Genomic DNA, 21,832 nt, shown 5'->3' with positions numbered 1-21,832 from the left:
CACCCGCTCAGCGTCTGGCCGCAATCAGCCCGCTGACGACGATCAGCACGATCGCCGCCACGGCCGGCAGGTCGAGCCGGTCACCGAACAGCAGGGCGCCGGCCAGCGCGGTAAAGGCCACGGTGCAATAGGCGAGCGCGGAGGCGACCAGCTTGTCGCCCTGCGAATAGGCACGGGTCATCGCCAGCTGCGCCAGCGTGGCCGTGATGCCCATGCCGAGCAGCGGCCAGACCGATTCGGCCGTCGGCAGCCGGAACCCGCCGCTCAGCAGCAGCCAGACGCCGCCGCAGACGGTGGACAGACCGGTAAACCAGAACACGGTGCGCCAGTCCGGCTCGCCAAGCTGGCCGAGTTCGCGCACGTGCAGATAGGCAAAGGCGGCCATCAGGCCGGAACCGAGGCCGATCATCCCCGACTGCCATTGACCGGCGCCGATCGACGGCCGCAGCAGCAGTGCCACGCCGACCAGTCCCAGCCCCAGCGACAGCAGCAGCTTTGGCGTCAGCCGTTCGCCGAGCATCAGCACCGACAGCAGGGCAAGAAAAATCGACGACGAATAATTGAGGGTGACCGCGGTCGAGATCGACAGCTCGGTCATGGCCGAGAAATAGCAGACCAGCGACACATAGCCGAACAGCCCGCGCTTGACCTGGACCCACCAGTTCGGCGTCAGCAGGGACTGCCGGCGCACACCGGCGACGGCGCCCAGCGACACCATGCCGAACAGTGTGCGCCAGAACACCAGTTCGACCGCGCCATGATGGACGGCGCCGAGCTTGACGCAGGAGGCCATCAGCGCAAAGAAGAAGGCGGCAACCAGCATCCAGGCCGCGCCGAGCTGGCCGGTTTTCAGCCGCGTTGCCCAGTCCGGCGGCAGGCCGGTCAGGGACGAGGAAATTCGGGTCAAGGGCATGGACCGGACAATACCATGCCCGCCCGTGAACCGGCAGCGCGCCGGCCGGAGATCAGCAGCCCGGCTGGCGCCACTCGGCGGTCGGCCACAGCGGAATGCCGCCCCGCGGCGTGAAGCGGCCTTCGACCCGGATCCACTTCGGCTGCAGCAGGGTGACCAGATCGTTGCAGATGCGGCAGACGCAGGCTTCGTGGAACTCGCCATGCATGCGGAAGGAACCGAGATACAGCTTCAGCGACTTCGATTCGACGCACCACGCGCCCGGGATCATGTCGATGACAAGGGTGGCGAAGTCCGGCTGGCCGGTGACCGGGCACAGGCTGGTGAATTCCGGGCAGGTGATGTTCAGGCTGCCGGTCACGCCGTGCGGGTTGATCGTCGCTTCGGCATACGGGTTCGGGAAGCGCTCCAGCAGCGCGGCGTCCGGCTGGTCGTAGCGGTAGTCGGTGCGCTGGCTGCCCAGGGCATTCAGTTTGTCGTGCAGGTTCATCGGGGAAACTCCTGGATGGGCAAGCGGCCTCCGCTTCAGCGGATGCCGGTGATCTTGTGGGTCTGGACCGACAGCCGCCAGCGGGGGTCGGTCAGGCAGGCGGCAATCGCCGCCCGGGTGTGTTCCGTGCGTGCCGGGCCGTCCATCGGCTGCAGCCACGCGTGGGTAAAGCCGTCGGTGGCGACCGTGTCCGGCAGCAGGGCCGGTTGCGGGTAGACCAGCTTGATCTCGTCGCCACGGCGCTGTACCCAGTCGGTACCGGCCTTCGGGCTGACGCACAGCCAGTCGATGCCGTCAGGGGCCGGCAGCGTGCCGTTGGTTTCGACGCCGATTTCGAAGCCGAGCCGGTGCAGTGCCGTGATCAGGGCAGCGTCCAGTTGCAGCAGTGGCTCGCCGCCGGTGAATACCACATACGGCGTGCCGCCCTGCCCGCGCCAGCCGGCACGGATATGTGCGGCCAGTGCCCCGGCATCGGCGAACTTGCCGCCGTCCGGACCGGTGCCGACAAAGTCGGTATCGCAGAAGCGGCAGATGGCGCGATCACGATCCGCCTCGCGCCCGCTCCACAGATTGCAGCCGGAGAAACGGCAGAACACCGCCGCACGACCGGCCTGGGCGCCTTCGCCCTGCAGGGTGTAGAACACTTCCTTGACCGTGTAGTTCATGCCCCCTCCCCGGCCAGCCGGCACTCGGCGCCATCGTGGTCGTTTTCCAGCACGTCGACCCGGCACAGCTCCGGCACCCCGGCGGCGAATTGCGCGGCAATCCAGCCGGCAATGCCGGCGCAGTCGGTGGCGCCGATGCCCGGCAGCTGGTCGAGCGGATGGTGGTCGAGCCGGGCATAGCACGGTTTGAAGCGCGCCTTGACCTCGCCAAAGTCGCGCACCCAGCCCCGGGCGTCGACCTGGCCGGCCAGATGCAGCCGTACCAGATAGCTGTGACCGGTATAGCGGCCGTGACCGTCGAACGGCACCGCCGCCTCGAAGCGCATTTCCTTCCAGATCCGGAAACGGTGGCCATCGTAGCGGCTGCCGGCAGTGGCGGTCTCGAAGACGTCGACGGCGCGCAGGCCGGGCACGACCGCGCCCAGTCGCTGCCACAGCCAGGCGGCGAGGTTCTCGCTGGTCGGGTTGTCCAGCCCGGGCAAGGCATTCAGGTATGCATGGTTGAGCTGCGCATGCAGCGGTGCCCAGGCCGCCTGCAGCGCGGCGATGTCCTGTCGGTCGGCATCGGCCAGCAGCCGCACGCCGAAGCCGTGGCCGTGCAGGCGACCACACTGGTGGCCGGCCGGCACGTGCGGCAGCTGGTGGGCCGCCTCGAAACCGCTTTTCAGCCAGACCCGCCGCGTCCCGTCAGCATCGCGCTCGACACCCCGGTCGGGCGCGCTGCGCAGAACCAGATCGGCCGCCATCGGCAGGCGCGCGGCGATCCAGTCGGCCAGCGCCGCATCGTCCGGCGACGGCAGCACCTGGTTCAGGTCGCGGTAATCGAGCGCCTGCGTCACCTCATGCAACCGGGCGCGCAGGGAAGCCAGCCCGGTTGCGGCGTGGGCACTGACCGTGAAGCTGTGACCATGCGCCTCGTCCGACGCCAGCCGGCGCGCGGACTCGAAGCCGGCCGCAGCACAATGCACGATACGCATGTCAGCCTCCCGTCCGGACGAGCAGCGGGTCGGCGACGCCGGCTTCGGCAAAGCCGCGGGCGCGCAACTGGCAGGCCGCACACTGGCCGCATGGCGGCACCTGGCCTTCATAGCAGGTATGGCTGTGGGCCAGCGCATCGAACGCGCCGACCGACTGTGCCAGGCGCACGGTATCGGCCTTGCTGAGGAACATCAGCGGCGCGTGCAGCTGCAGCCGGGCGTCCATGCCCAGGTTGATCGCCAGTTCCAGTGCCTTGAGCGTGTTCTCGCGGCAGTCGGGGTAGCCGGAATAGTCGGTCTGTGCGACACCGGTCACGATATGGCCCAGTTGATGCTGGTAGGCATAAGCGGCGGCGAAGGTCAGGAAAATCAGGTTGCGACCGGGCACGAAGGTATTCGGCAGCGCGTCACCGGCAGCCGCCTCGGGCGCGATGTCGTCGGTCAGCGCATTGCCGCCGAGCGCGCTGAAGGTGTCGATCGGCAGCACGGTCTGGCGCACGCCGGCCAGCGTGGCGATGGTGCGGGCAGACGCCAGTTCGACCCGATGGCGCTGGCCATAGTCGAACGTGACGGCTTCCACATGGGAAAAACGGGCAAGCGCCCAGTACAGGCAGGTGGTCGAGTCCTGGCCGCCGGAAAGCACGACGAGTGCCCGGCCGGCATCGACGGATGCGGTCATGATATGTCCCTTCGAAGAACAGTCGAAGTTGGCGGAACCACTGGGGTTCCCGGTGTGCCACCGCTCGGTCTCGCGGCGCACGAAGGGACGGATTGTATCGCAGACACGCTCAGCGCGGCAGCGCCGACAGGCTCAGACAGCTTTTTTCCAGCTGGGCGCGATAGAGGGCGAAATCGGTTTCCGCCGCCTGGCAGCGGGCAACCAGCAGCGTCTTGCCATCCACCGGCAGGTAGGCCAGCAGATAGCGGTTGACCAGCCACGCACCGCTGCGGTCGTAGCTGCCGTCGCGGTATTCAACCAGCGTCAGTTCGGTATGGTTGGGGCGCGGATAGGTCCGGATGCGGAGCGGTGCGGTCAGTTCCTTGCCGCGGCGGTGGATCTCGCGCTCCAGCTTGCGTGCCCCGGGATGGCGACGGCGCTCGACCTCGATGCGCGCCCGGCCGCGGTCGGCGTCGGTGCGCCGCGACGGAATCCAGGCCCGCGAACGGTCCGGGGCCGACAGCTCGCGGTAGGTCAGTTTCCAGCGCGGCGGCAGGTCGATGCTGAAACCGAGCTCACGGTCGCGGACCACGCCCGCGCCGGCGGCCGACGGCAGCAGGCAGAGCAGCAACAATGCCCGGGCCAGCCAGCCGCCCCGCGAACAGGCCGCTTCAGCCGGCAAGGGCCTGCCCCATCTGCCGCCGGTAGAACTCGTGGAAGTGCTGCATGCCGTCCTCGGTCGGCGACTGGTACGGACCGACCTCGCTGTCGCCGCGCAGCCACAGCGCGCGACGGCCTTCGTGCATCCGGTAGCAGATTTCGTCATCCTCGACCGCAGTTTCAAAATAGGCCTTCTGCTCGGCTTCGATAAAGTCCGGCTCGAACCAGAGGATGTCTTCCGGGTAGTAGAACTCGGTAATGACCGTGGTCTTGTCGACGCCGCGCGGAATGGCCACGCTGACCACCAGCACGTGCGGATACCACTCGACCATGATGTTCGGATAGTAGGTCAGCCAGATGGCGCCGAAATCGGGCTGGCGGTCGGCATGGCGCTGCCGTACCTGCTGGTGCCAGTCGTCATAGACCTGGCTGCCGGCACGCGCCAGCCGGTTCTTCACTCCGACCGTCTGCACGTGATACTGCTCGCCCCACTCCCACTTCAGGTCGGCGCAATCGACAAAATTGCCAAGCCCCGGGTGGAACGGATCGACGTGGTAGTCCTCCGAATACACTTCAATGAAGGTTTTCCAGTTGAAGTCGTATTCGGTCACATGGGCGCTGTGGAAGCCGTACTGGTCGAACGACAGATGACGGGCAACACCGAGTGTCGCCAGATCGCGGGCGACATCGCGGCGGCCATCGAACAGCAACCCGTTCCAGCAGGTCAGCTCGACCTGCTCCAGCTTCAGACAGGGCGTTTCGGCAAAGTGCGGCGCCCCGAGCAACCGGCCCTGGTTGTCGTAGGTCCAGCCGTGGATATTGCAGGTGATGTGGTCGGTATTGCCGCGCCCCTTCAGCATCAGCGCCTGACGGTGGCGGCAGACATTGGACAGCAGGCGGACACCATCGGCATTGCGCTTGAGCATTCTGCCGTGCCCCATCCATTCCAGCGTGTGATAGTCGCCGACATTCGGCACCATCAGCTCGTGGCCATAGTAGACCGGCGCATCGCGGAACAGCAGCTGTTGCTCCAGTTCATGGAATGCCGGATCAAAATAAGTATGGATGGGCAATTGCGCGCAGGACGCGCCCAGCAGTTGGGCCTGAGCCAGATCAGACATTCTTCCCACTCCTTGGGATGCAAGAGTAAGACCAGCCGAATCCCGCCAAAACGAGTTTACGGATACGGTGCTAAAAACCGCGCAACTGCCGGGAAAACCCCGGCAGGATACGGGCCGGGGAATGTACCCGGCCCCTCCCCCCGGGGCAAGTGCTTTTTACCGGACGGACGGCCGGTAAATCGCGTTTATTTAAATGCTTAGCCTCACTCAGTCATCGGCCCGCTCATGGTGCATCGCGCAGGCCGGTCGCAGGATGCGGATGTCGCGGATCTGCGCCAGCTCGCCCAGCGCGGCCTTCAGCCGGGCCAGCAATTGCTCGCAGGCAGCCGGGTCCGGCGCGGCCAGGCGATCGTCGAGCACGATATCCAGATCCAGCCAGCCTCCCAGATAATGCAGCTGGATCTCGAAACCGCCGGCCTCGCTGTCGCCCAGGCTGTCGCGCAGTCGCTGCATGACGGCCTCGCGGAAAGGCAGGTCATAAGCATTGCGCTCGCCTTCGTCATCCTCGGGATCGATATGCACCAGCACATCCAGCGCGCGGTGATGCTGCAGCACGCGGCGCCGTGCCGTCGCGGCGATATAGTGCCCTTCGGACACGCTGATACGACCATCAACCAGCAAGTGGGCATCAACCAGCGCGTAGTCACCCATGTGCCGGGTCCGCAGATCATGCACATTGCGCACCCCCGGCGTGGCCGCCAGCGTCTGCCGGATCTCGTCCACTTCATGGTCTGACAGGCCACGGTCCATCAGGTCGGACAGCGCCGACCAGGCGAACTTCCAGCCGGAACGGCCGATCATGAAGCCGACCAGCGCCGCCGCCAGCGGATCGAGGAAACGGTAGCCCATCAGGTTGCCGCCAATGCCGACCGCCACCACCAGCGAGCTGGCCGCGTCCGAGCGGGCATGCCAGGCATTGGCCACCAGCATGCTCGACTTGACCGACTCGGCCACGCGCAGCATGTAGCGAAACAGCCCTTCCTTGCACAGCAGCGTCAGCAGCGCGACCCACAGCGCGACCGGGTGGACGGTCGGAATCAGCTCGGGATTGGTCATTTTCATGCCGGCAGACCACAGCATGCCAATGCCGACGATCAGCAGCAGCAGACCGAGCAGCATCGAGGCGGCCGTCTCGAAACGGGCGTGGCCGTACGGGTGGTTGGCATCGGCCGCCTCATGGCTGACGCGGTTTGCCGCCAGCACGACAAAATCGGCCAGCAGATCGGACAGCGAGTGAAAGCCGTCAGCGATCAGCGACTGGGAATGGGCGAAGAAGCCCAGCACGATCTGCAGCGTCGACAGCACGACATTGACCGCCACGCTGACCAGGGTCGAGCGCTTGGCAGCGGCATGGCGGTCAGCGGGGCTGACGCCGGCTTGTGCAGGAGTACTCATCGGTTTCAGATACGGAAGAAGGACAGATCGCGCGATTGTCGCACAGCGATGCGACCGCGCGCTGACAGGCTATTTGCGCTGATTGACCATGATCACGCCGCCGACTACCAGCAAGGCCCCCGCGATCTGCCAGCCGGACATCGCGTCGCCGAGCACCAGCCAGCCCAGCACCAGGGTGATGGCCGGCCCGAGGGTCGACACCATGGCCATGCGGCTGGCGCCGATATGGGTCATGGCAATATTCATCCATACCACCGGCAGTACGGTACTGATGACGGCCATGGCCAGGCCATAGCCATAGACCGGCCACGGCTGCAGCAAGGCCTGCGGGTCGCGGGTGACCAGAAAATGAATCGCGATGCCGGCGGTGGAGAACAGACAGCCCCAGGCCGCCATCCGCACCGAGCCGATGCGCTTGACCAGTTCACCGGCGCCGGTCAGGTAAACGGCATAGCTGACCGCACTGGCCAGCACCCAGGCCACGCCGAGCCAGATCGCGTCGCCATTGAACGCATGGCGCAGGTCATGGGCCACCGCCAGGCCGATGCCGCCGTAGCACAGCGCCAGCGCCAGCCATTCGCGCCGGCCGATCCTGCGACCGAAACAGAGCACCGCCAGCAGCAGCACGAAGGTCGGGTACAGATACAGCACCAGCCGCTCCAGCGCCGACGAGATGTATTGCAGTCCGAGAAAGTCGAACAGGCTGGACAGGTAATAGCCACAGCCGCCGAGCAGGACCAGCGCCAGCCAGGTACGGAGCGAATAGCTGCGGGCGGCACGCAGCGCACCCGGGGTCAGCACCATCAGCAGGAAAAACGGCAGCGCAAACAGCATGCGCAGGGTCAGCAGGGTCAGCGGATCGACCTGGTACTGGTAGGCAAGCTTGATGAAAATGGCTTTGGCGGAAAAGCCGGCGGCGGCCAGCACGGCCAGCACAATACCGCGACTGACGGCCGACGGCGGGGCGACGGCATGGACATTCTGTTGCATGTTCTCGCCCGGGATGGTCTATGGTTTTGACATTATCCCGGCGTGGCGGCTGCCGCGACCACTGCCGGCTGACGATGCCGCCATCGCGGCCGGCGATGGCAGCGGCGGCATGACCCGCCTTGATGTCGTGCCGATCACCGGCTACCCTCGAAAAACCGCAAACAAATCAGCGGGATCGGTCAGCCGGCGACCGGCTGCCCCCCTCCGTCAATGCAAACAGTCAGGAGTCTGAACATGACGACAAGCAGGACAGCGATCGTGCTGTGGACCTCCTTCTGCGTGGCGTTTCTGGCCACCGTGGCGTTCTATACCGCCTTCGATCCGATGGAAATGCACCGCCATGGCGAACCGCTGTTCCATTCGCCGCTGGCCGCGTATTCGATCAGTTTCTTCATTGTCTGGGCGTTCGCCGCCCTGTGTGCCGCGGTGGCCGTCTACTTCACCCGGCCGAAGGAAGAAGTCAACGGCTACTGTCCGGTGCACACCGGGCCGGCTGCCGAGGTGCAGCCCGAATCCGATCTGCAGTAGCCGGCACAAAAAAGAACGGGCGGACCTTGCGGCCGCCCGTTCCGGCGTTCACTTCCGGTCAGGCGCGCACGTCGATATTCTGACCCAGATGGGCCGGATTGACCGAACGGCTTTGCTGCACGGTAGACTCGACCAGCGTATTGATGGTGTCCTTGGTGATGTCGCGTTGCTTCTTGATCGCGAAAACAGCCGACTGGTCCAGTACGTTGGCACTGCTTGTCGATTGAACATTGTCCACGGTGATACTCCTTTCCGGCTGTATAAGCCTCTCCGTCTTATCGACCGGCGACAGACAGAGTTGAATGCCGTGGCCGGCATGGCCCATGACATCCGACTCTCATGGTAAGACCAGTCCGCCGGCAACGCCACCGGAAAGCGCCTGACGGACCCTCATAGCGGCTTGCTATCGGGGTTTGCAGGAATATCAATTCGCCCCGCCCCGGACCCGGTGATAGCCTTCGCGGCAATCCTCCGCCGCGGCGCCCGGCGCGCCGCCTGCGGCAAACCTGATAAAATACCCTGTTCCCCCTAGCACGGAAGACCGACATGAGCACATCCCGCCACAGCCCTCTGTTGATTCTGGGTTCCGGCCCCGCCGGCTACACCGCCGCCGTCTATGCCGCCCGCGCCAACCTGGCCCCGGTCATGATTACCGGCATGGCCCAGGGCGGCCAGCTGATGACCACGACCGATGTCGACAACTGGCCGGCCGACGCCAATGGCGTGCAGGGTCCGGAACTGATGCAGCGCTTCCAGCAGCACGCCGAGCGCTTCAACACCGAAATCCTGTTCGACCAGATCCATACCGTCGACTTCTCCGCCCGCATGCAGGACCCGGCCAGCCCGCTGCGCCTGGTCGGCGATGCCGGCGAATACACGTGTGATGCGCTGATCATCGCCACCGGCGCTTCGGCCCAGTATCTCGGCCTCGAAAGCGAGTCCAGTTTCATGGGTCGGGGCGTGTCCGGCTGCGCGACCTGCGACGGCTTCTTCTTCAAGAAGCAGCGCGTTGCCGTGATCGGCGGCGGCAATACCGCCGTCGAAGAAGCGCTGTACCTGTCCAATATCGCGGCACATGTCACGCTGGTGCACCGCCGCAACGAATTCCGCGCCGAGAAGATCCTGCTCGGCAAGCTGGAAGAGCGCGTCAGGGAAGGCAAGATCACGCTGCAACTCGACAGCGTGCTGGACGAAGTGCTCGGCGACGACAGTGGCGTCACCGGCATGCGCGTCAAGTCGACCACGGACGGCTCGACCACGGACATCGCGGTTGCCGGCGTCTTTATCGCCATCGGCCACAAGCCGAACACCGAGATTTTCAAGGGCCAGCTGGAAATGGACGCCACCGGCTATCTGATCACCCGCGGCGGTCGCGATGGCAATGCCACGGCGACCAGCGTGCCGGGCGTGTTCGCCGCCGGCGATGTGCAGGATCACATCTACCGCCAGGCGGTCACCAGTGCAGCGTCGGGCTGCCAGGCCGCACTCGATGCCGAGCGTTACCTCGACAAGTAAGGATCGCTGCAGCATGAACGCCGCATGAGCCGCAAGCCGCTCAAGGCGCAGCTCAAGGCCCTGAAGCCGGCGCTGGTCATCTCCCGACCCGTGCCGGCTTTGCCGTTGCCGCCGCCGTCCCCGTCGTTTTCGTGGTTGATGCGCGATGTGCAGCCGCTCGCGCCGGACAACCGCGTCCACCCGGCACGCGTGCCGCCCTCGCCGCATCCGCAGCCGCGCCAGACCGGCATGGTCCGTCCGCCGGAGGCCGATCATTTCGCCAGCTGGTTTGACGAGGACCGCGCCCAGGCCGATTTCACCCGCGACGGCGTCCCGCGCGACGTGCTGAAGAAAATCCGCGCCCGCCACTGGCCGCTGGCCGGCCGGCTCGACCTGCACGGACTGGACCGCGATGCGGCCGAGGCCCGGCTGCTGCTGTTCCTGCACCGCTCGGTGCACGACGGTGCCCGTCTGGTTGCGGTCATCCATGGTCAGGGTTTCGGCTCGGTGGCCGGGCAGCCGGTGCTGCGACCGATGGTGCGCGCCACGCTGGGACGCCATCCCGATGTGCTCGCCTACTGTCCGGCGCCGCCCGAGGGCGGCGGCGACGGTGCCATCTTCGTGCTGCTGCGCCGGCAGCATCCGGCCGGCTGAGCGGCCGCCGGGTCGTCAAGCGCCCCCCGTTGCCTTACCATGGCAGGCAACAGTTTCAATCCGCCCGGTTCCGGCCGGGCCAGAAGGGTAGCCATGTCCATCCGCGCTTTTGCTCTTGATCTGGACGGCACGCTGGTCGATTCGATCCCCGACCTGTCCGCCGCCGCCAACCAGGTTCGCCGCCATTTCCATCTGCCGCCGCTGGCGGAAGACCGCATCCGCAGCCACGTCGGCGACGGCGTGGCCACGCTGGTCCACCGGGCGCTGACCGATCTGCGCGATGGCAGCGTGCCGCTCGAACAGCACGCCGAGGCGATGAACGTGTTCCTCGCCTGGTATGGCGACCATATCGACGTGCACACCCGGGTCTATCCCGGCGTGCTCGATGCGCTGCAGCAGATGCGCGACAACGGCTACGCCATTGCGCTGGTCACCAACAAGTCGATCGCCCTGGCGGAAAAGCTGACAACCCGGCTCGAACTCGCGCCGTGGTTCGCGCTTCAGGTCGGCGGCGACTCGCTGCCGGAAAAGAAACCGTCCGCACAGCCGCTGCACCATGTGGCCCACACGCTGGGCATCCAGACGCGGGAAATCGCCATGGTCGGCGATTCGATCAATGACGTGCTGTGCGCGCGCAATGCCGGCAGCCTGGCGATCTCGGTCAGCTACGGCTACGAAGACGTCAGCAGCTACGCGGCAGACTACATCGCCGCCACGCTTGCCGATGCGGTCGAATTCGTTAAGAATCGGCACTGATCACGACTCACCCCGTTTGCATGACATGAAATTCCTGCCCAATCCGGCGAGCTGGCGATGGCAAGCCTGAATTGATGTTCCGGCCGCCACCCCTCCCTGTTGACTGCCTTACCCTGATTGGGCTTCCCTCATGACGCAAGACGATTTCGCGCGCTATGCCGCCGAAGGTTACAACCGCATTCCGGTCACGCTGGAATTGTTCGCCGACCTCGACACCCCGCTGTCGGTCTATCTGAAACTCGCCAATGCGCCGTACACCTACCTGCTGGAATCAGTGGTCGGTGGCGAGCGCTTCGGCCGCTACTCGTTTATCGGCCTGCCGTCTTCGACCCGGTTGCGGGTGATTGGCACCCGGGTGCAGGTCGAACATGGCGACCGGGTGGTCGAGAGCCAGGATGGCGATCCGCTCGGCTTTATCGAAGCTTTCCAGCAACGCTTCCGCACCCCGCCGCAAGCGGCCCTGCCCCGCTTTACCGGCGGTCTGGTCGGTTACTTCGGCTATGAAACCATCAAGCTGATCGAGAAAAAACTGGCCGCACGCCCGGCCAAGCCGGACCCGATCGGTGCGCCGGACATCCTGCTGATGCAGTCAGAGGAACTGGCCGTAGTCGACAACCTGTCCGGCAAGCTGTACCTGGTCGTGTATGCCGACCCGGCGGTGCCGAATGCCTGGCAGAAAGCGCAGGCCCGGCTCGCGCAGCTGCGCGCCCGGCTGCGCGAACCGGTCCCGTTGCCGCTGTCGACGCCGTCGCAGCGGACCGAGGCACAATCGGAAATGGGCGAGGCGGCCTTCAAGCAGGCCGTCGAGGACATCAAGCGCTATATCGTCGATGGCGACGTGATGCAGGTGGTGCCGAGCCAGCGCATGATCATGCCGTTTGCGGACAGCCCGCTGGCGCTGTACCGCGCGCTGCGCAGCCTGAACCCGTCGCCGTACATGTTCCTGTACCACTTCGACGATTTTCACGTGGTCGGCAGTTCGCCGGAGATTCTGGTCCGCCAGGAAAACCGCACTGTGACCGTGCGCCCGCTCGCCGGCACCCGGCCGCGCGGCGCCACCCGCGAGCTGGACGAACAGCTGGCGGAAGAGCTGCTGGCGGACCCGAAGGAAATCGCCGAGCACGTGATGCTGATCGACCTTGGCCGCAACGACATCGGCCGCGTGACCGAGATCGGCTCGGTCAGGGTGACCGACCAGATGGTGATCGAGCGCTATTCGCACGTGATGCATATCGTGTCCAGCGTCGAGGGTCGCCTGCGCGAGGACATGAGCAATCTGGACGTACTGAAGGCCACCTTCCCGGCCGGCACCCTGTCCGGCGCGCCCAAGGTGCGGGCGATGGAAATCATCGACGAGTTCGAACCGACCCGGCGCGGCATCTATGCCGGCGCGGTCGGCTATCTGGGCTTCAATGGCGACATGGACCTTGCCATCGCCATCCGCACCGCGGTGATCAAGGACCAGACGCTGTACGTGCAGGCCGGCGCCGGCATCGTCGCCGACTCGGTGCCGGAAAGCGAATGGGCCGAAACCCGCAACAAGGCCCGGGCAGTGTTGCGCGCGGCCGAACTGGTGCAGGCCGGACTCGACAGCTGAACCGGCGACCCTCCCCGTTTCCCTGCAAATCTGGCTACCGGCTGTCGAATGGCCGGTAGCCATCCATTGCGGCACGGCGCAAAGCCTCCTATGACGAATACGTGCCTTCCATTCTGAGGGCATAATTCCAAGGAGGCCTTATATGTCGACTCAGCAGAAAATCATTCAGTGGCAACTCAATACCAGCTTCGCCATCGGTGTGCCTGACCAGATTAGTGGCTCCCCGCTGGTACTCAGCAAGATCAGCGGCGGCCGCAATGCCATCTGGGATGTCGATCTGGCCAAGAACGTTATCCTGCTGACCGCCAGTGGCAACACACTGGCCATCGACTTTGCCAATGGCCAGGCCGGCAACCAGGTGCCGCTGGTGCTGTCGCCGTACAACGGCACCCCGACCCCGACCCAGCAATGGAGCTTCCTGATAAAGGGTGGCTATATCACTTCCCTGGCCAATACGTCGCTGGTCATTGACGTGAAGAGCCGGGTGGCTACCGACGGCCAGCCGATCTGGGGATATACCTTCAATGGCTCCCCGGCCCAGCAATGGAAGGCCTACGATCCGTTCGCCGCTCTGGCACTGATCGAAAACGAGGCAGCCGAACCTGCTTGATCCCGTCAAGGAAATCTTGATCCCGTTAAGGGAACAGGGAATAAGGAAGCAGCCAGCGGCCCGGGTTAACCGGGCCGCTGTCACGTCTTTTGCCTTATCCGGCGACTAGAATGACGACTGATACGTTGTCATGATTCCCCGGTCATTCATGCCGTCACTGCGGCTGGCATAGGCGCTGACACTGAGCAGGCTCCGGTCCTTGCTGCGATGACTGATGCTGAGGCGCCCGTCGTAGCCGAAACGGCTGCGCGGATTTCCCGGCAAGGCCACGCGGGTGTCGACGTCGTCGGCCCAGTGGGCGCTGCGCCCGCTGTCCTGCCGGTACAGCTGCGGCCGCGCCAGCGCTTCGGCATCGATCCGCCACCCCCGTCCCTCGCGGGCCTCGGCGCCACGGAAGGCAAGGCGAACCCCCAGCACGCCATCCAGCGCCTTGTCGCTCTGCGCTGACAGTCGCAGCAGATCGCCGGAACCGGCACGCGCATTCAGTGCCATCTCCCGATCATGACGCAGCGCCAGCCCGAACAACGGCTCGACCTTCATGCCGGTGCCCACCGCGTAAGGCAGCGCCACGGCAATCTGACCGGCCAGCTGATCGCGGCGAGGCTCGCTGCCCGGTTCGTATTGCTGGCCGGACTGGTGCCGCGCGTAGTGGAATTCGCTTTCCAGCTTCAGCCCGGCATCCAGGGTCTGCACGTGACGCAGGCCGGCGAACTGGCTGACGCCATTACTGCTGCCCGCCTGCAGCCGGGCAATGCCATAACGCGTGGTCAACTGCGCGTCGTCACCAAGGGTGAAACGCTGCTGCATGACCACCATGCCATAGCTGGCATCGCCGATGCGCGTGCCCGGCTGGCCGCGGCTGACCAGATTGATGCCGAAGCCGGAGCCATCTTCGGCCACATTGTCCGCTACGCGCCCGAAGTGCTTGCCGAGCATCCGGGTCGGTCGCAGTGATTTGTCCAGATAATTGCCAGTCGACAACGCCGACTTCACGCGCCGGATCGGTGGCCCCTTTTTCGTGCTGGAGATCGGTATGCCGCTGGACAGGCGGGGATAGGAAGGCAGTGATGACGATGGCCGGCCATTGCCGGCATCGGTCACCGGGCGTTGCCCGGCGGGCTGCGCCAGGCCGGACAGGGCGTCATCGATCATGCCGGCGGGAATACCGGCAGCGGCAAGCTGCTGCCGCTGATTGTCGGCAGTGCGCTGGCGGTAGTCATTGCTGGCTTCCGCGATCGGCACCGCACCAACGGCCATGGCACCGCTGACGCGGAACAAGGCGGCGATGCAACGCCGGGACCAATGACGCCGGGACTGTGTGTGAACAGTATGAGGAAGGGATTGCATGAGGATCTCCTGCTCGCTGGTCGGTAGTGACCAGTTCGCAGTCTAGCCATTTGAATCCCGCCATATCGATGGCATAAAGCTTAAATTGACGTACGAAAATACCCTCGAATTACGGAAAAATCTGCAATTTTTCCATTATTCTTTTAGTGGTGATCGAGTACAGACAGGATATTACCCTCGGCATCCAGAATAAAAGTCTGGTCGTAATCGAGCATTTTGCCGGCCGAATTCCACACCCGGTACTTGTGCTCAACCATGTAGGTCCCATCGCTGCGCTGGACAATGCTGGACCAGCTGCCGCCACGGTATTCGCCGGCGGTAGGATATTTCTGCTTCAGGTAAGCTTCTACTTGGCGCACGCTGCCGGATTCCGGGTCCCGGAACACGACATCCGGACGCGCCAGCGGGCCTTCCTGCGGATAGTGTCCGCCGGACCGCCAGACAAAGACGCAGATCAGGGCAACGATGATGACTGCGCCAGCGATGATCCAGCTCTTTCTGCTTTCCATGCCGGTCTCCTTGTAGTCTGCCCGCCAGCGGGCAGTGATGTGTCTTGGCACTCATAAGCATATAGGGGTTTTTTGATTGGAAGGTCAAGACGCCGACCATATTCACTTGATGTGACTGGCACATTTAACGTCATTGTCATGGCATGGCCGATCAATGCCATAATCAGGCATGCCCTTCTCCACGTTTCGGCTGGTTTCAAATCTGTTCAGTCCGGTCGTCCTGCTCGCCGGGCTGGCCGGGCTGTGCGAATGGCTGGTTCATCTTGATCTGATGCCGGTCACGCACCACCCCGCCCTGCTTCCCGCCTACGATCTGCTCAAGGCCGTGGTGCTGCGCTTCCTGGCTGGCTGCCTGGCGCTGGCGGCCATGCTGCTGCTCGGGCGCGGCATGTGGCGGCTGCACGGCTGGCGCCACGGACGGGGCGAGCGCTGTCCCGACTGCAGCGGTCCCTGCGTGCTGTGCCATGGGAGGCATGGCCTGCGCTGGCGATGCCTGGCTTGCGGAGCACGACGCGATATCCATTACTGAACAGGCACCATGCACGATCGGGGCATGGTGCCTGCCTGCCGCCGGCTCAGCGGACGATGGCGCGGGTTTCCCACTTGTTGTTCTTTACCTCGGAAATGGTCACCGGCGCCTGCTTCAGGTCGCCATGGCTGTCAAAGGTGAAGTCGGCCGTCACGCCGCGGTAGCTGATTTTTGCCAGCACCGGCAGATATCTGGCCGGATCGGTCGAGTTGGCCTGCTTCATCGCCTCGGCGACCAGCATCACGCCATCGTAGAATTGCGGGCCGAGCAGCACTACGTCCTGTTTGAAACGCGCCTTGTAGCGCTGCTCGAAGACCTTGCCGGCCGGTCGCGATGCCAGTGTGCTCCCGGGCACGGCGGAAAATTCACCAGCCGCGTCCGCGCCGGCCAGTTCGATGAATTTGGGCGTATTCAGCATGTCGCCCCCCATCAGCCGCGCATTGATGCCGAGCCGCTTCATCTGCCTGACCATCGGGGCAGCCTGCGCATCGGCGCCGCCATAGAAAATGACGTCCGGTTTCAGCGGCTTGATGGCGGTCAGGATCGCGGCGAAATCGGCCGCCTTGTCGTTGGTGTATTCACGCCGCGCCACCTTGCCGCCATTGGCCTGCACCGCCTTGATGAATTCATCGGCGATGCCCTGACCATAGGCGGTACGGTCATCGATGGCGACGATGCTTTTCGCTTTCAGTTCCTTGACGGCAAAGTGACCGAGCGCCGAACCGACCTGTCCATCGCTGCCGACCAGCCGGAATGCGGTCTTCAGTCCCTGACGGGTATACGGCACGGCGGTCGATACTGACAGTTGCGGAATGCCGGCATCGCTGTAGATCTTCGAGGCCGGAATCGACACCCCGGAATTGAAGTGACCGATCACCGCCTTGACGTCGGCGTCGACCAGGCGCTGCGCCACCTGGGTGCCGATGCGCGGGTCGGCCTGGTCGTCCTCGGTGACCAGCTGGAACGATATCTTCTGGCCGCCGATGACCAGACCCTTGCCGTTCAGGTCGTCTATCGCCATCTTGCTGGCGTTTTCATTGTCCTTGCCATAGTGTGCCTGCGGGCCGGACAGCGGCGACGCAAACCCGATCCTGACGATCTGGTCGGCCGCGGCATGACCCGCACACAGGGCCAGCAGGGTACACAGCGCCAGCCGTCGGGGCAGTACTCGATGCGATCTCATGCGTGCTTCTCCTTGTGATGGTGACTCGACCCGTTATCGTTGTTTCCCTGCCGGTCGGGCCCCCGGCGGGATATCAGAACGGCTTGCGTCAAGAAATGCGCGGCGCCAGCGCCGATTCAGAACCGCGTGGCCGCATAGGGCGCCAGGTCGATGCCGCTGTCGCGCCCGGCCAGCAGGTCGGCCAGCAGACGACCGGTGGTCGCCGCCAGCGTCAGGCCCAGATGACCATGTCCGGTCGCGAACAGCAACCGGTCCACGCCGGGTGCGGCACTGATAATCGGCAGCGTATCCGGCAGCGACGGCCGGTTGCCCATCCACTGGCTCATGTCAGCGGTCGAGAACGGCGGCAGGATGCGACGCGCCTTGTCGATCAGCACCCGGGCGCGCGCCCAGTTCTCCGGCGCGTCACGGCTGGCCAGTTCGACCGTACCGGCCAGCCGGATCGCACCGTCTCCCATCGGCAGGATGACAAAGCCCTCGCCGGCCGGCTGCAGAAAATGGTTCAGCTCGATGCCGGCCTGCGGCAGCGTGACGTGATAGCCGCGCTCGCTCTCCAGTGGCACCCGCAGGCCCAGCTGGCGGGTAAAGCGGTCGCTGTCGATGCCGGCGGCAATGACCACCGCATCAGCAGCGATCCGCTGGCCATCGTCCAGCACCACACCCCGCACCCGCCCGTGTTCGTGATCGACCCGGTCGACCGTTGCCTGCACGGAGCGGGCTCCGCGCGCCAGCGCCGCCGCATGCAGGCCGGTAGCAAAACGGTACGGGTCGTCGACATGAGACCAGGCCGGTACCCTGACTGCCTGATGCCAGGGCGCGGACAGCCCGGGCTCAAGCTGTGCCAGTTCCTTGTCGGCCACTTCGATGCAGCGGATGCCGAAACTGCGCCGGCTGCGCCAGGCGGCCGCGTCGGCATCCCGTGCCCGCAGCGACGGATACAGGGTCAGCGAACCCCGCCGTCGCCACATCGGCGTCAGTCCGGCTGCCGCGATCAGCGGTGCATAGTCGGCATCGACCCGGCCCAGCAGCGCGGCCATGGCCCGGGTCAGGGTACGGACCCGCGCCGGGTGGCCGGCCCGGACAAACCGCCACAGCCACGGCGCCAGTGTCGGCAGATGGCGCCAGCGCACTGCCAGCGGCCCGCACGGATCCAGCAGCCAGCCCGGCACCTGACGAATGATGCCCGGCGACGACAGGGGAATGATGTCGCTGACGGCAAAGGCGCCGGCATTGCCGTATGACGCCCCGCGCGCCGGCAGGTGACGTTCGAGCAGCGTCACCTGCCAGCCGTCATCCAGCAGCGCATGCGCGGCACCGATGCCGACAATGCCGGCGCCGACGATGATGACCTGTCCACGGGTCGTTCCCGGCGCGTTCATCAGGCAAGCTCGAAGCCAAAGGCGTACGGATCGTCCGCCGGATCGAGCACGATGCGGTTGTAGCCGGTGACCCTGGCCCAGCCCTCGATGCTCGGCACGATGGCCGCATGCGGGCCCACTTCAGTCTGCTGCTCGACCCGGGCAACAAACTGGCTGCCAATGATGCTTTCATGCACGAACGGCCGCGCCGGGTCCTGCCAGCCGCGGGCAACCCGCTGCGCCAGCCGGGCCGAGGTACCGGTCCCGCATGGTGAACGGTCGATGGCCGAAGCGCCGTACAGCACGGCATTGCGTGCATCCGATCCTGCCATGCGCGGCGCACCGGTCCACAGCACGTGGCGCACGCCGCGGATGGTCGGATGCAGCGGATGGACGATGTCCGGATGATCGCGATCGATCAGCTCGCGCAGCGTGCGACCGTATTCGATCAGCTGCGCCGGCGTGTAATCGGCCATGTCGCGGAAATTGGGCTGGCTGTCGACAATCGGGTAGAAATTGCCACCATAGGCAATGTCCACCGTCAGCGGGCCCAGTACCGGATGCTCGACGGGCACGTCGCGCCGGAACAGGAAGGACGGCACATTGGTGATGCGGACCGAGGTCACCTTGTCCCCGTTCCGGGTATAGCGTGCCCGCACCGGACCGGCCGGCGTATCCAGCATCAGCTCGCCCGCCGTGCGCGGCGTCACCAGATCGTGTTCGATCGCCATCGTCACCACACCGATGGTGCCATGGCCGCACATCGGCAGGCAGCCACTGGTTTCGATAAACAGCACGGCGATATCGCAGTCATCCCGCGTCGACGGATACAGGAAAGCACCCGACATCTGCCCGTGCCCGCGCGGCTCGAACATCAGCCCGGTGCGAATCCGGTCGAAACGGGCCAGGAAGTCCTCGCGCCGCGCGGCCTGGGTGTCACCGTTCAGCACGGGTGCACCATCGGTCACCAGACGGACCGGGTTGCCGCAGGTATGCCCGTCGATACATTCGAAAACCATCCGGTCCATGCGTCGCATCCTTGTCGGGTATGTCTTCGTATTTGTATACAAAATACTGTCAAACAGTGCAACCGGCTTTTTTCCCGTAGCCGACGACCTCTGCCGCACGGGATTTCGCGCGAAAACTGATGGATTTCTTGCCATTCTGCCCCGGAAAAAGCGGCCCTGCGCCTGAGCGCCCCCATGCGATGACAATCCGGCTGATTATTTTTGAATATTGTATACAATTTATGGAGCGCCCGACTCTGGCCGCGGCGCCCCCTGACCCCGCCAGCCCCTCTACAGGAGAAACCCATGCAAAAAGCGATCCACTGGTCCGGCGTGTTTCCCGCCGTCACGACCCAATTCACCGCGGACGGCGAGCTGGATGCCGCCGCGATGCAGAAACTGTACGACTGGCAGATCCGTTGTGGCGCCGACGGGCTGGTCATGGTCGGGTCGCTGGGGGAAAACTCGACACTGAGTTCTGCAGAAAAACTCGATGTCCTGCAGATCGCCCTGGAAACGGCCGACGGCAGGGTGCCGGTGCTGGTCACCGTGGCCGAGAACAGCACGCGTGACGCCTGCCGCTTTGCCGCCGACGCCCAGCAGCGGGGTGCGCACGGACTGATGGTGCTGCCGGGCATGCGCTATCTGTCCGACCGGCACGAAACGCTGGTGCACTACCGTGCCGTGGCGGCGGCCAGCGACCTGCCGGTCATGATCTACAACAACCCGCTCGCCTACGGGGTCGACATCAAGCCAGACATGCTGGCCGAGCTGGCCGACGAGCCGAAATTCCAGGCGATCAAGGAGTCCAGCGGCGACGTGCGCCGCGTGACCGACATTTTCAACGCCGTCGGCGACCGCTATGCCGTCTTCACCGGCGTCGATGACCTGGCGCTGGAAAGCCTGGCGGCCGGCGTGCAGGGCTGGGTGGCCGGGCTGGTCTGCGCGTTTCCGCAGGAAACCGTGGCCATCTACAGGCTGATGCGCGCCGGCCGTCTGGCCGAGGCGCTGGCCCTGTACCGCTGGTTTGCCCCCCTGCTGCATCTCGACGTATCGACCAAGCTGGTGCAGAACATCAAGCTGGCCGAACTTGCGGTCGGCTACGGGACCGGCCATGTGCGTGCGCCGCGGCTGCCACTGACCGGTGACGAACGGGTCCGGGTGCAGGCCGTCATCGACGACGCACTGGCCTGCCGCCCGGTCATGCCGCTGCACTGACCCGCGCTGGACGCTGCAGGCGGCAACCGCTATCGTGCGCTTGCCGCCTGTCCCCTTTCCTTTCCGACTGCCCTCAAAACCGCCATGACCGCCCCCGACCTGCGTGTTTCGCGCCAGACCCTGACCTCCGCCGTGACCGAGGCATTGCGCAACCGCATCCTGACCGGAGACCTGACCGGTGGCACCCAGCTGCGCCAGGAGGCCCTGTCGCAGGAGTTCGGCGTCAGCCGCGTGCCGGTGCGGGAAGCCCTGCGGCAACTGGAAGCCGAAGGGCTGGTCCGGATTTTCGATCATCGCGGCGCGGTGGTGACCGAGCTGTCGCTGGATGATGTACGCGAACTGCTCGATATCCGTGCTCTGGTCGAAAGCGACCTGCTGCTGCGCGCCGTGCCGCGCCAGTGTGCCGCCGATATCGACGAAGCGGCCGCCGCGCTGGCCGAATTCGAGACGGCTCTGGCACGACACGACATTGCCCACTGGGGCACGCTGAATGCCCGTTTTCATATCGCGCTGTATCGTGCTGCCGGACGACCGCAGACCATGGCCCTGGTCGAGTCACTGCACAACCGCACCGATCGCTATACGCGAATGCAGATTCTGCTGACCAATTTTGCAGACCGGGCCCAGGCCGAACACACCCATCTGCTGGCGCTGTGCCGCAGCAAGGATGCCATCGGTGCCGCAGCCTTCCTGCGTCAGCATGTACTGAATGCAGCCGACTCTCTTGACGACTGGTTTGCCCGCCGCGACGGGACCCGGACCGCGCTAAGCGCGCGCTAACCGTCTGGCGGCTGGCGGGTGAAACTTGAGACCTGCTTCTTATAGTGTGAACCAGAGGGGCGGAATGTGTGAGCCCGGCATCTGTACCGGGCCCATGCCGATGCAGCCGGAGACGCTCCGCCCCTTCTTCACTCCCTCGCTACAAGGTGCACTTGCCATGGCCACCGCTACGCTCCCTGACGCAGGCACTGCCAGCCGCTGCCAGGCTACCCCGACCGTCACCGCCCACGACAATCGTCTCCTTGCCGTTCGCGTCATTCGCTACCACCGCACTGACGACGAAGCCGCCGACGAGCGTATCGAGCGCCACACCTTCTCGCACACCGGCTTCCCGCTCGACAGCAGTGATGCCCGACTGGCCGACAGCGGCCAGTCGGCCAACTTCCGTTACCA

The 21,832-nt window shown here is 65.2% G+C and carries 25 protein-coding genes; 10 read left to right on the top strand and 15 right to left on the bottom strand.

The features are described from left to right. Nucleotides 1-7 precede the first annotated feature (7 nt). The 9 genes from ACYVG8_RS09645 to ACYVG8_RS09605 form a co-directional block, all read right to left on the bottom strand. Nucleotides 8-913, bottom strand: a complete 906-nt coding sequence (locus ACYVG8_RS09645) for a DMT family transporter (RefSeq protein WP_051529019.1) — start codon at nt 911-913, stop codon at nt 8-10. 52 nt (nt 914-965) lie between these two features. Continuing rightward, on the bottom strand, nt 966-1,403 hold the full coding sequence (gene queF, locus ACYVG8_RS09640) for a preQ(1) synthase (RefSeq protein WP_028500139.1): 438 nt from the start codon (nt 1,401-1,403) through the stop codon (nt 966-968). Nucleotides 1,404-1,438: 35 nt separating this feature from the next. Beyond that, the gene (gene queE, locus ACYVG8_RS09635; RefSeq protein ID WP_107889884.1) at nt 1,439-2,068 is read right to left on the bottom strand and encodes a 7-carboxy-7-deazaguanine synthase; all 630 of its coding nucleotides are present in this window, start codon (nt 2,066-2,068) and stop codon (nt 1,439-1,441) included. Then, the gene (locus ACYVG8_RS09630) at nt 2,065-3,045 is read right to left on the bottom strand and encodes a 6-pyruvoyl trahydropterin synthase family protein (RefSeq protein WP_051529018.1); all 981 of its coding nucleotides are present in this window, start codon (nt 3,043-3,045) and stop codon (nt 2,065-2,067) included. The genes queE and ACYVG8_RS09630 overlap by 4 nt, the downstream gene beginning before the upstream one ends. Nucleotide 3,046: 1 nt before the next feature. Continuing rightward, a complete protein-coding gene (gene queC, locus ACYVG8_RS09625) occupies nt 3,047-3,724 on the bottom strand; it encodes a 7-cyano-7-deazaguanine synthase QueC (protein WP_028500137.1) in 678 nt (225 codons plus the stop codon). A gap of 109 nt (nt 3,725-3,833) precedes the next feature. Then, nucleotides 3,834-4,385 carry a hypothetical protein gene (locus tag ACYVG8_RS09620; protein WP_460745637.1) on the bottom strand — a complete coding sequence of 184 codons (552 nt, stop codon included), beginning with the start codon at nt 4,383-4,385 and terminating at the stop codon, nt 3,834-3,836. Next, nucleotides 4,375-5,484, bottom strand: coding sequence for an aromatic ring-hydroxylating oxygenase subunit alpha (locus ACYVG8_RS09615; RefSeq protein ID WP_028500135.1), 1,110 nt, complete (start codon nt 5,482-5,484; stop codon nt 4,375-4,377). Before ACYVG8_RS09615 ends, ACYVG8_RS09620 begins: the two co-directional genes overlap by 11 nt. A 207-nt stretch (nt 5,485-5,691) precedes the next feature. Then, nucleotides 5,692-6,879 (bottom strand): cation diffusion facilitator family transporter, encoded by a 1,188-nt coding sequence (locus ACYVG8_RS09610; protein WP_460745635.1) that lies wholly within the window; start codon nt 6,877-6,879, stop codon nt 5,692-5,694. A 69-nt stretch (nt 6,880-6,948) separates the two neighbouring features. Further along, complete coding sequence (locus ACYVG8_RS09605) at nt 6,949-7,869, bottom strand: DMT family transporter (RefSeq protein ID WP_028500134.1); 921 nt, start codon at nt 7,867-7,869, stop codon at nt 6,949-6,951. Nucleotides 7,870-8,103: 234 nt separating this feature from the next. Here ACYVG8_RS09605 and ACYVG8_RS09600 point away from each other — a divergent pair, with 234 nt between their 5' ends. Beyond that, entirely contained in the window at nt 8,104-8,397 is a 294-nt protein-coding gene (locus ACYVG8_RS09600) for a hypothetical protein (RefSeq protein WP_051529016.1), read from the top strand. A gap of 58 nt (nt 8,398-8,455) precedes the next feature. On the opposite strand, the gene ACYVG8_RS09595 is transcribed toward ACYVG8_RS09600, so the two are convergent. Next, on the bottom strand, nt 8,456-8,635 hold the full coding sequence (locus tag ACYVG8_RS09595; protein ID WP_107890370.1) for a putative motility protein: 180 nt from the start codon (nt 8,633-8,635) through the stop codon (nt 8,456-8,458). A gap of 308 nt (nt 8,636-8,943) precedes the next feature. Between ACYVG8_RS09595 and trxB the strand changes: the two genes are divergently transcribed. The 5 genes from trxB to ACYVG8_RS09570 all read left to right on the top strand — a co-directional run bounded on the left by trxB (nt 8,944) and on the right by ACYVG8_RS09570 (nt 13,508). Then, nucleotides 8,944-9,912, top strand: coding sequence for a thioredoxin-disulfide reductase (gene trxB, locus ACYVG8_RS09590; RefSeq protein ID WP_028500133.1), 969 nt, complete (start codon nt 8,944-8,946; stop codon nt 9,910-9,912). A gap of 24 nt (nt 9,913-9,936) precedes the next feature. Then, complete coding sequence (locus tag ACYVG8_RS09585) at nt 9,937-10,545, top strand: Smr/MutS family protein (protein ID WP_036386646.1); 609 nt, start codon at nt 9,937-9,939, stop codon at nt 10,543-10,545. A gap of 93 nt (nt 10,546-10,638) precedes the next feature. After that, on the top strand, nt 10,639-11,301 hold the full coding sequence (locus ACYVG8_RS09580; RefSeq protein WP_028500132.1) for a phosphoglycolate phosphatase: 663 nt from the start codon (nt 10,639-10,641) through the stop codon (nt 11,299-11,301). 130 nt (nt 11,302-11,431) lie between these two features. After that, complete coding sequence (gene trpE / locus ACYVG8_RS09575; protein WP_028500131.1) at nt 11,432-12,898, top strand: anthranilate synthase component I; 1,467 nt, start codon at nt 11,432-11,434, stop codon at nt 12,896-12,898. 142 nt (nt 12,899-13,040) lie between these two features. Further along, nucleotides 13,041-13,508, top strand: a complete 468-nt coding sequence (locus tag ACYVG8_RS09570) for an RICIN domain-containing protein (protein WP_051529015.1) — start codon at nt 13,041-13,043, stop codon at nt 13,506-13,508. A gap of 105 nt (nt 13,509-13,613) precedes the next feature. Here ACYVG8_RS09570 and ACYVG8_RS09565 read toward each other — a convergent pair whose 3' ends face one another. After that, entirely contained in the window at nt 13,614-14,786 is a 1,173-nt protein-coding gene (locus tag ACYVG8_RS09565; protein WP_460745633.1) for an autotransporter outer membrane beta-barrel domain-containing protein, read from the bottom strand. Between the two features lie 212 nt (nt 14,787-14,998). After that, a complete protein-coding gene (locus tag ACYVG8_RS09560) occupies nt 14,999-15,364 on the bottom strand; it encodes a hypothetical protein (RefSeq protein WP_028500129.1) in 366 nt (121 codons plus the stop codon). Nucleotides 15,365-15,533: 169 nt separating this feature from the next. Here ACYVG8_RS09560 and ACYVG8_RS09555 point away from each other — a divergent pair, with 169 nt between their 5' ends. After that, entirely contained in the window at nt 15,534-15,893 is a 360-nt protein-coding gene (locus ACYVG8_RS09555) for a hypothetical protein (RefSeq protein WP_281659804.1), read from the top strand. Nucleotides 15,894-15,939: 46 nt separating this feature from the next. On the opposite strand, the gene ACYVG8_RS09550 is transcribed toward ACYVG8_RS09555, so the two are convergent. The 3 genes from ACYVG8_RS09550 to ACYVG8_RS09540 form a co-directional block, all read right to left on the bottom strand. After that, nucleotides 15,940-17,076, bottom strand: coding sequence for a branched-chain amino acid ABC transporter substrate-binding protein (locus tag ACYVG8_RS09550; protein ID WP_028500127.1), 1,137 nt, complete (start codon nt 17,074-17,076; stop codon nt 15,940-15,942). A 116-nt stretch (nt 17,077-17,192) separates the two neighbouring features. Further along, the gene (locus ACYVG8_RS09545; RefSeq protein ID WP_036386640.1) at nt 17,193-18,455 is read right to left on the bottom strand and encodes an NAD(P)/FAD-dependent oxidoreductase; all 1,263 of its coding nucleotides are present in this window, start codon (nt 18,453-18,455) and stop codon (nt 17,193-17,195) included. After that, nucleotides 18,455-19,462, bottom strand: coding sequence for a 4-hydroxyproline epimerase (locus ACYVG8_RS09540; RefSeq protein ID WP_107889875.1), 1,008 nt, complete (start codon nt 19,460-19,462; stop codon nt 18,455-18,457). The genes ACYVG8_RS09545 and ACYVG8_RS09540 overlap by 1 nt, the downstream gene beginning before the upstream one ends. Nucleotides 19,463-19,747: 285 nt before the next feature. On the opposite strand from ACYVG8_RS09540, the gene ACYVG8_RS09535 reads away from it, so the two are divergent. From ACYVG8_RS09535 to ACYVG8_RS09525, 3 genes are all read left to right on the top strand, one after another. Further along, on the top strand, nt 19,748-20,659 hold the full coding sequence (locus ACYVG8_RS09535; protein WP_028500124.1) for a dihydrodipicolinate synthase family protein: 912 nt from the start codon (nt 19,748-19,750) through the stop codon (nt 20,657-20,659). Nucleotides 20,660-20,743: 84 nt separating this feature from the next. Continuing rightward, entirely contained in the window at nt 20,744-21,439 is a 696-nt protein-coding gene (locus tag ACYVG8_RS09530) for a GntR family transcriptional regulator (protein ID WP_112692917.1), read from the top strand. Nucleotides 21,440-21,596: 157 nt separating this feature from the next. Beyond that, on the top strand, nt 21,597-21,832 hold a 236-nt coding region (locus ACYVG8_RS09525), incomplete at its 3' end, for a hypothetical protein (RefSeq protein WP_460745631.1).

It is taken from the genome of Microvirgula curvata, from assembly GCF_054781615.1.
This window is presented reverse-complemented; position numbering and strand designations above follow the sequence as displayed.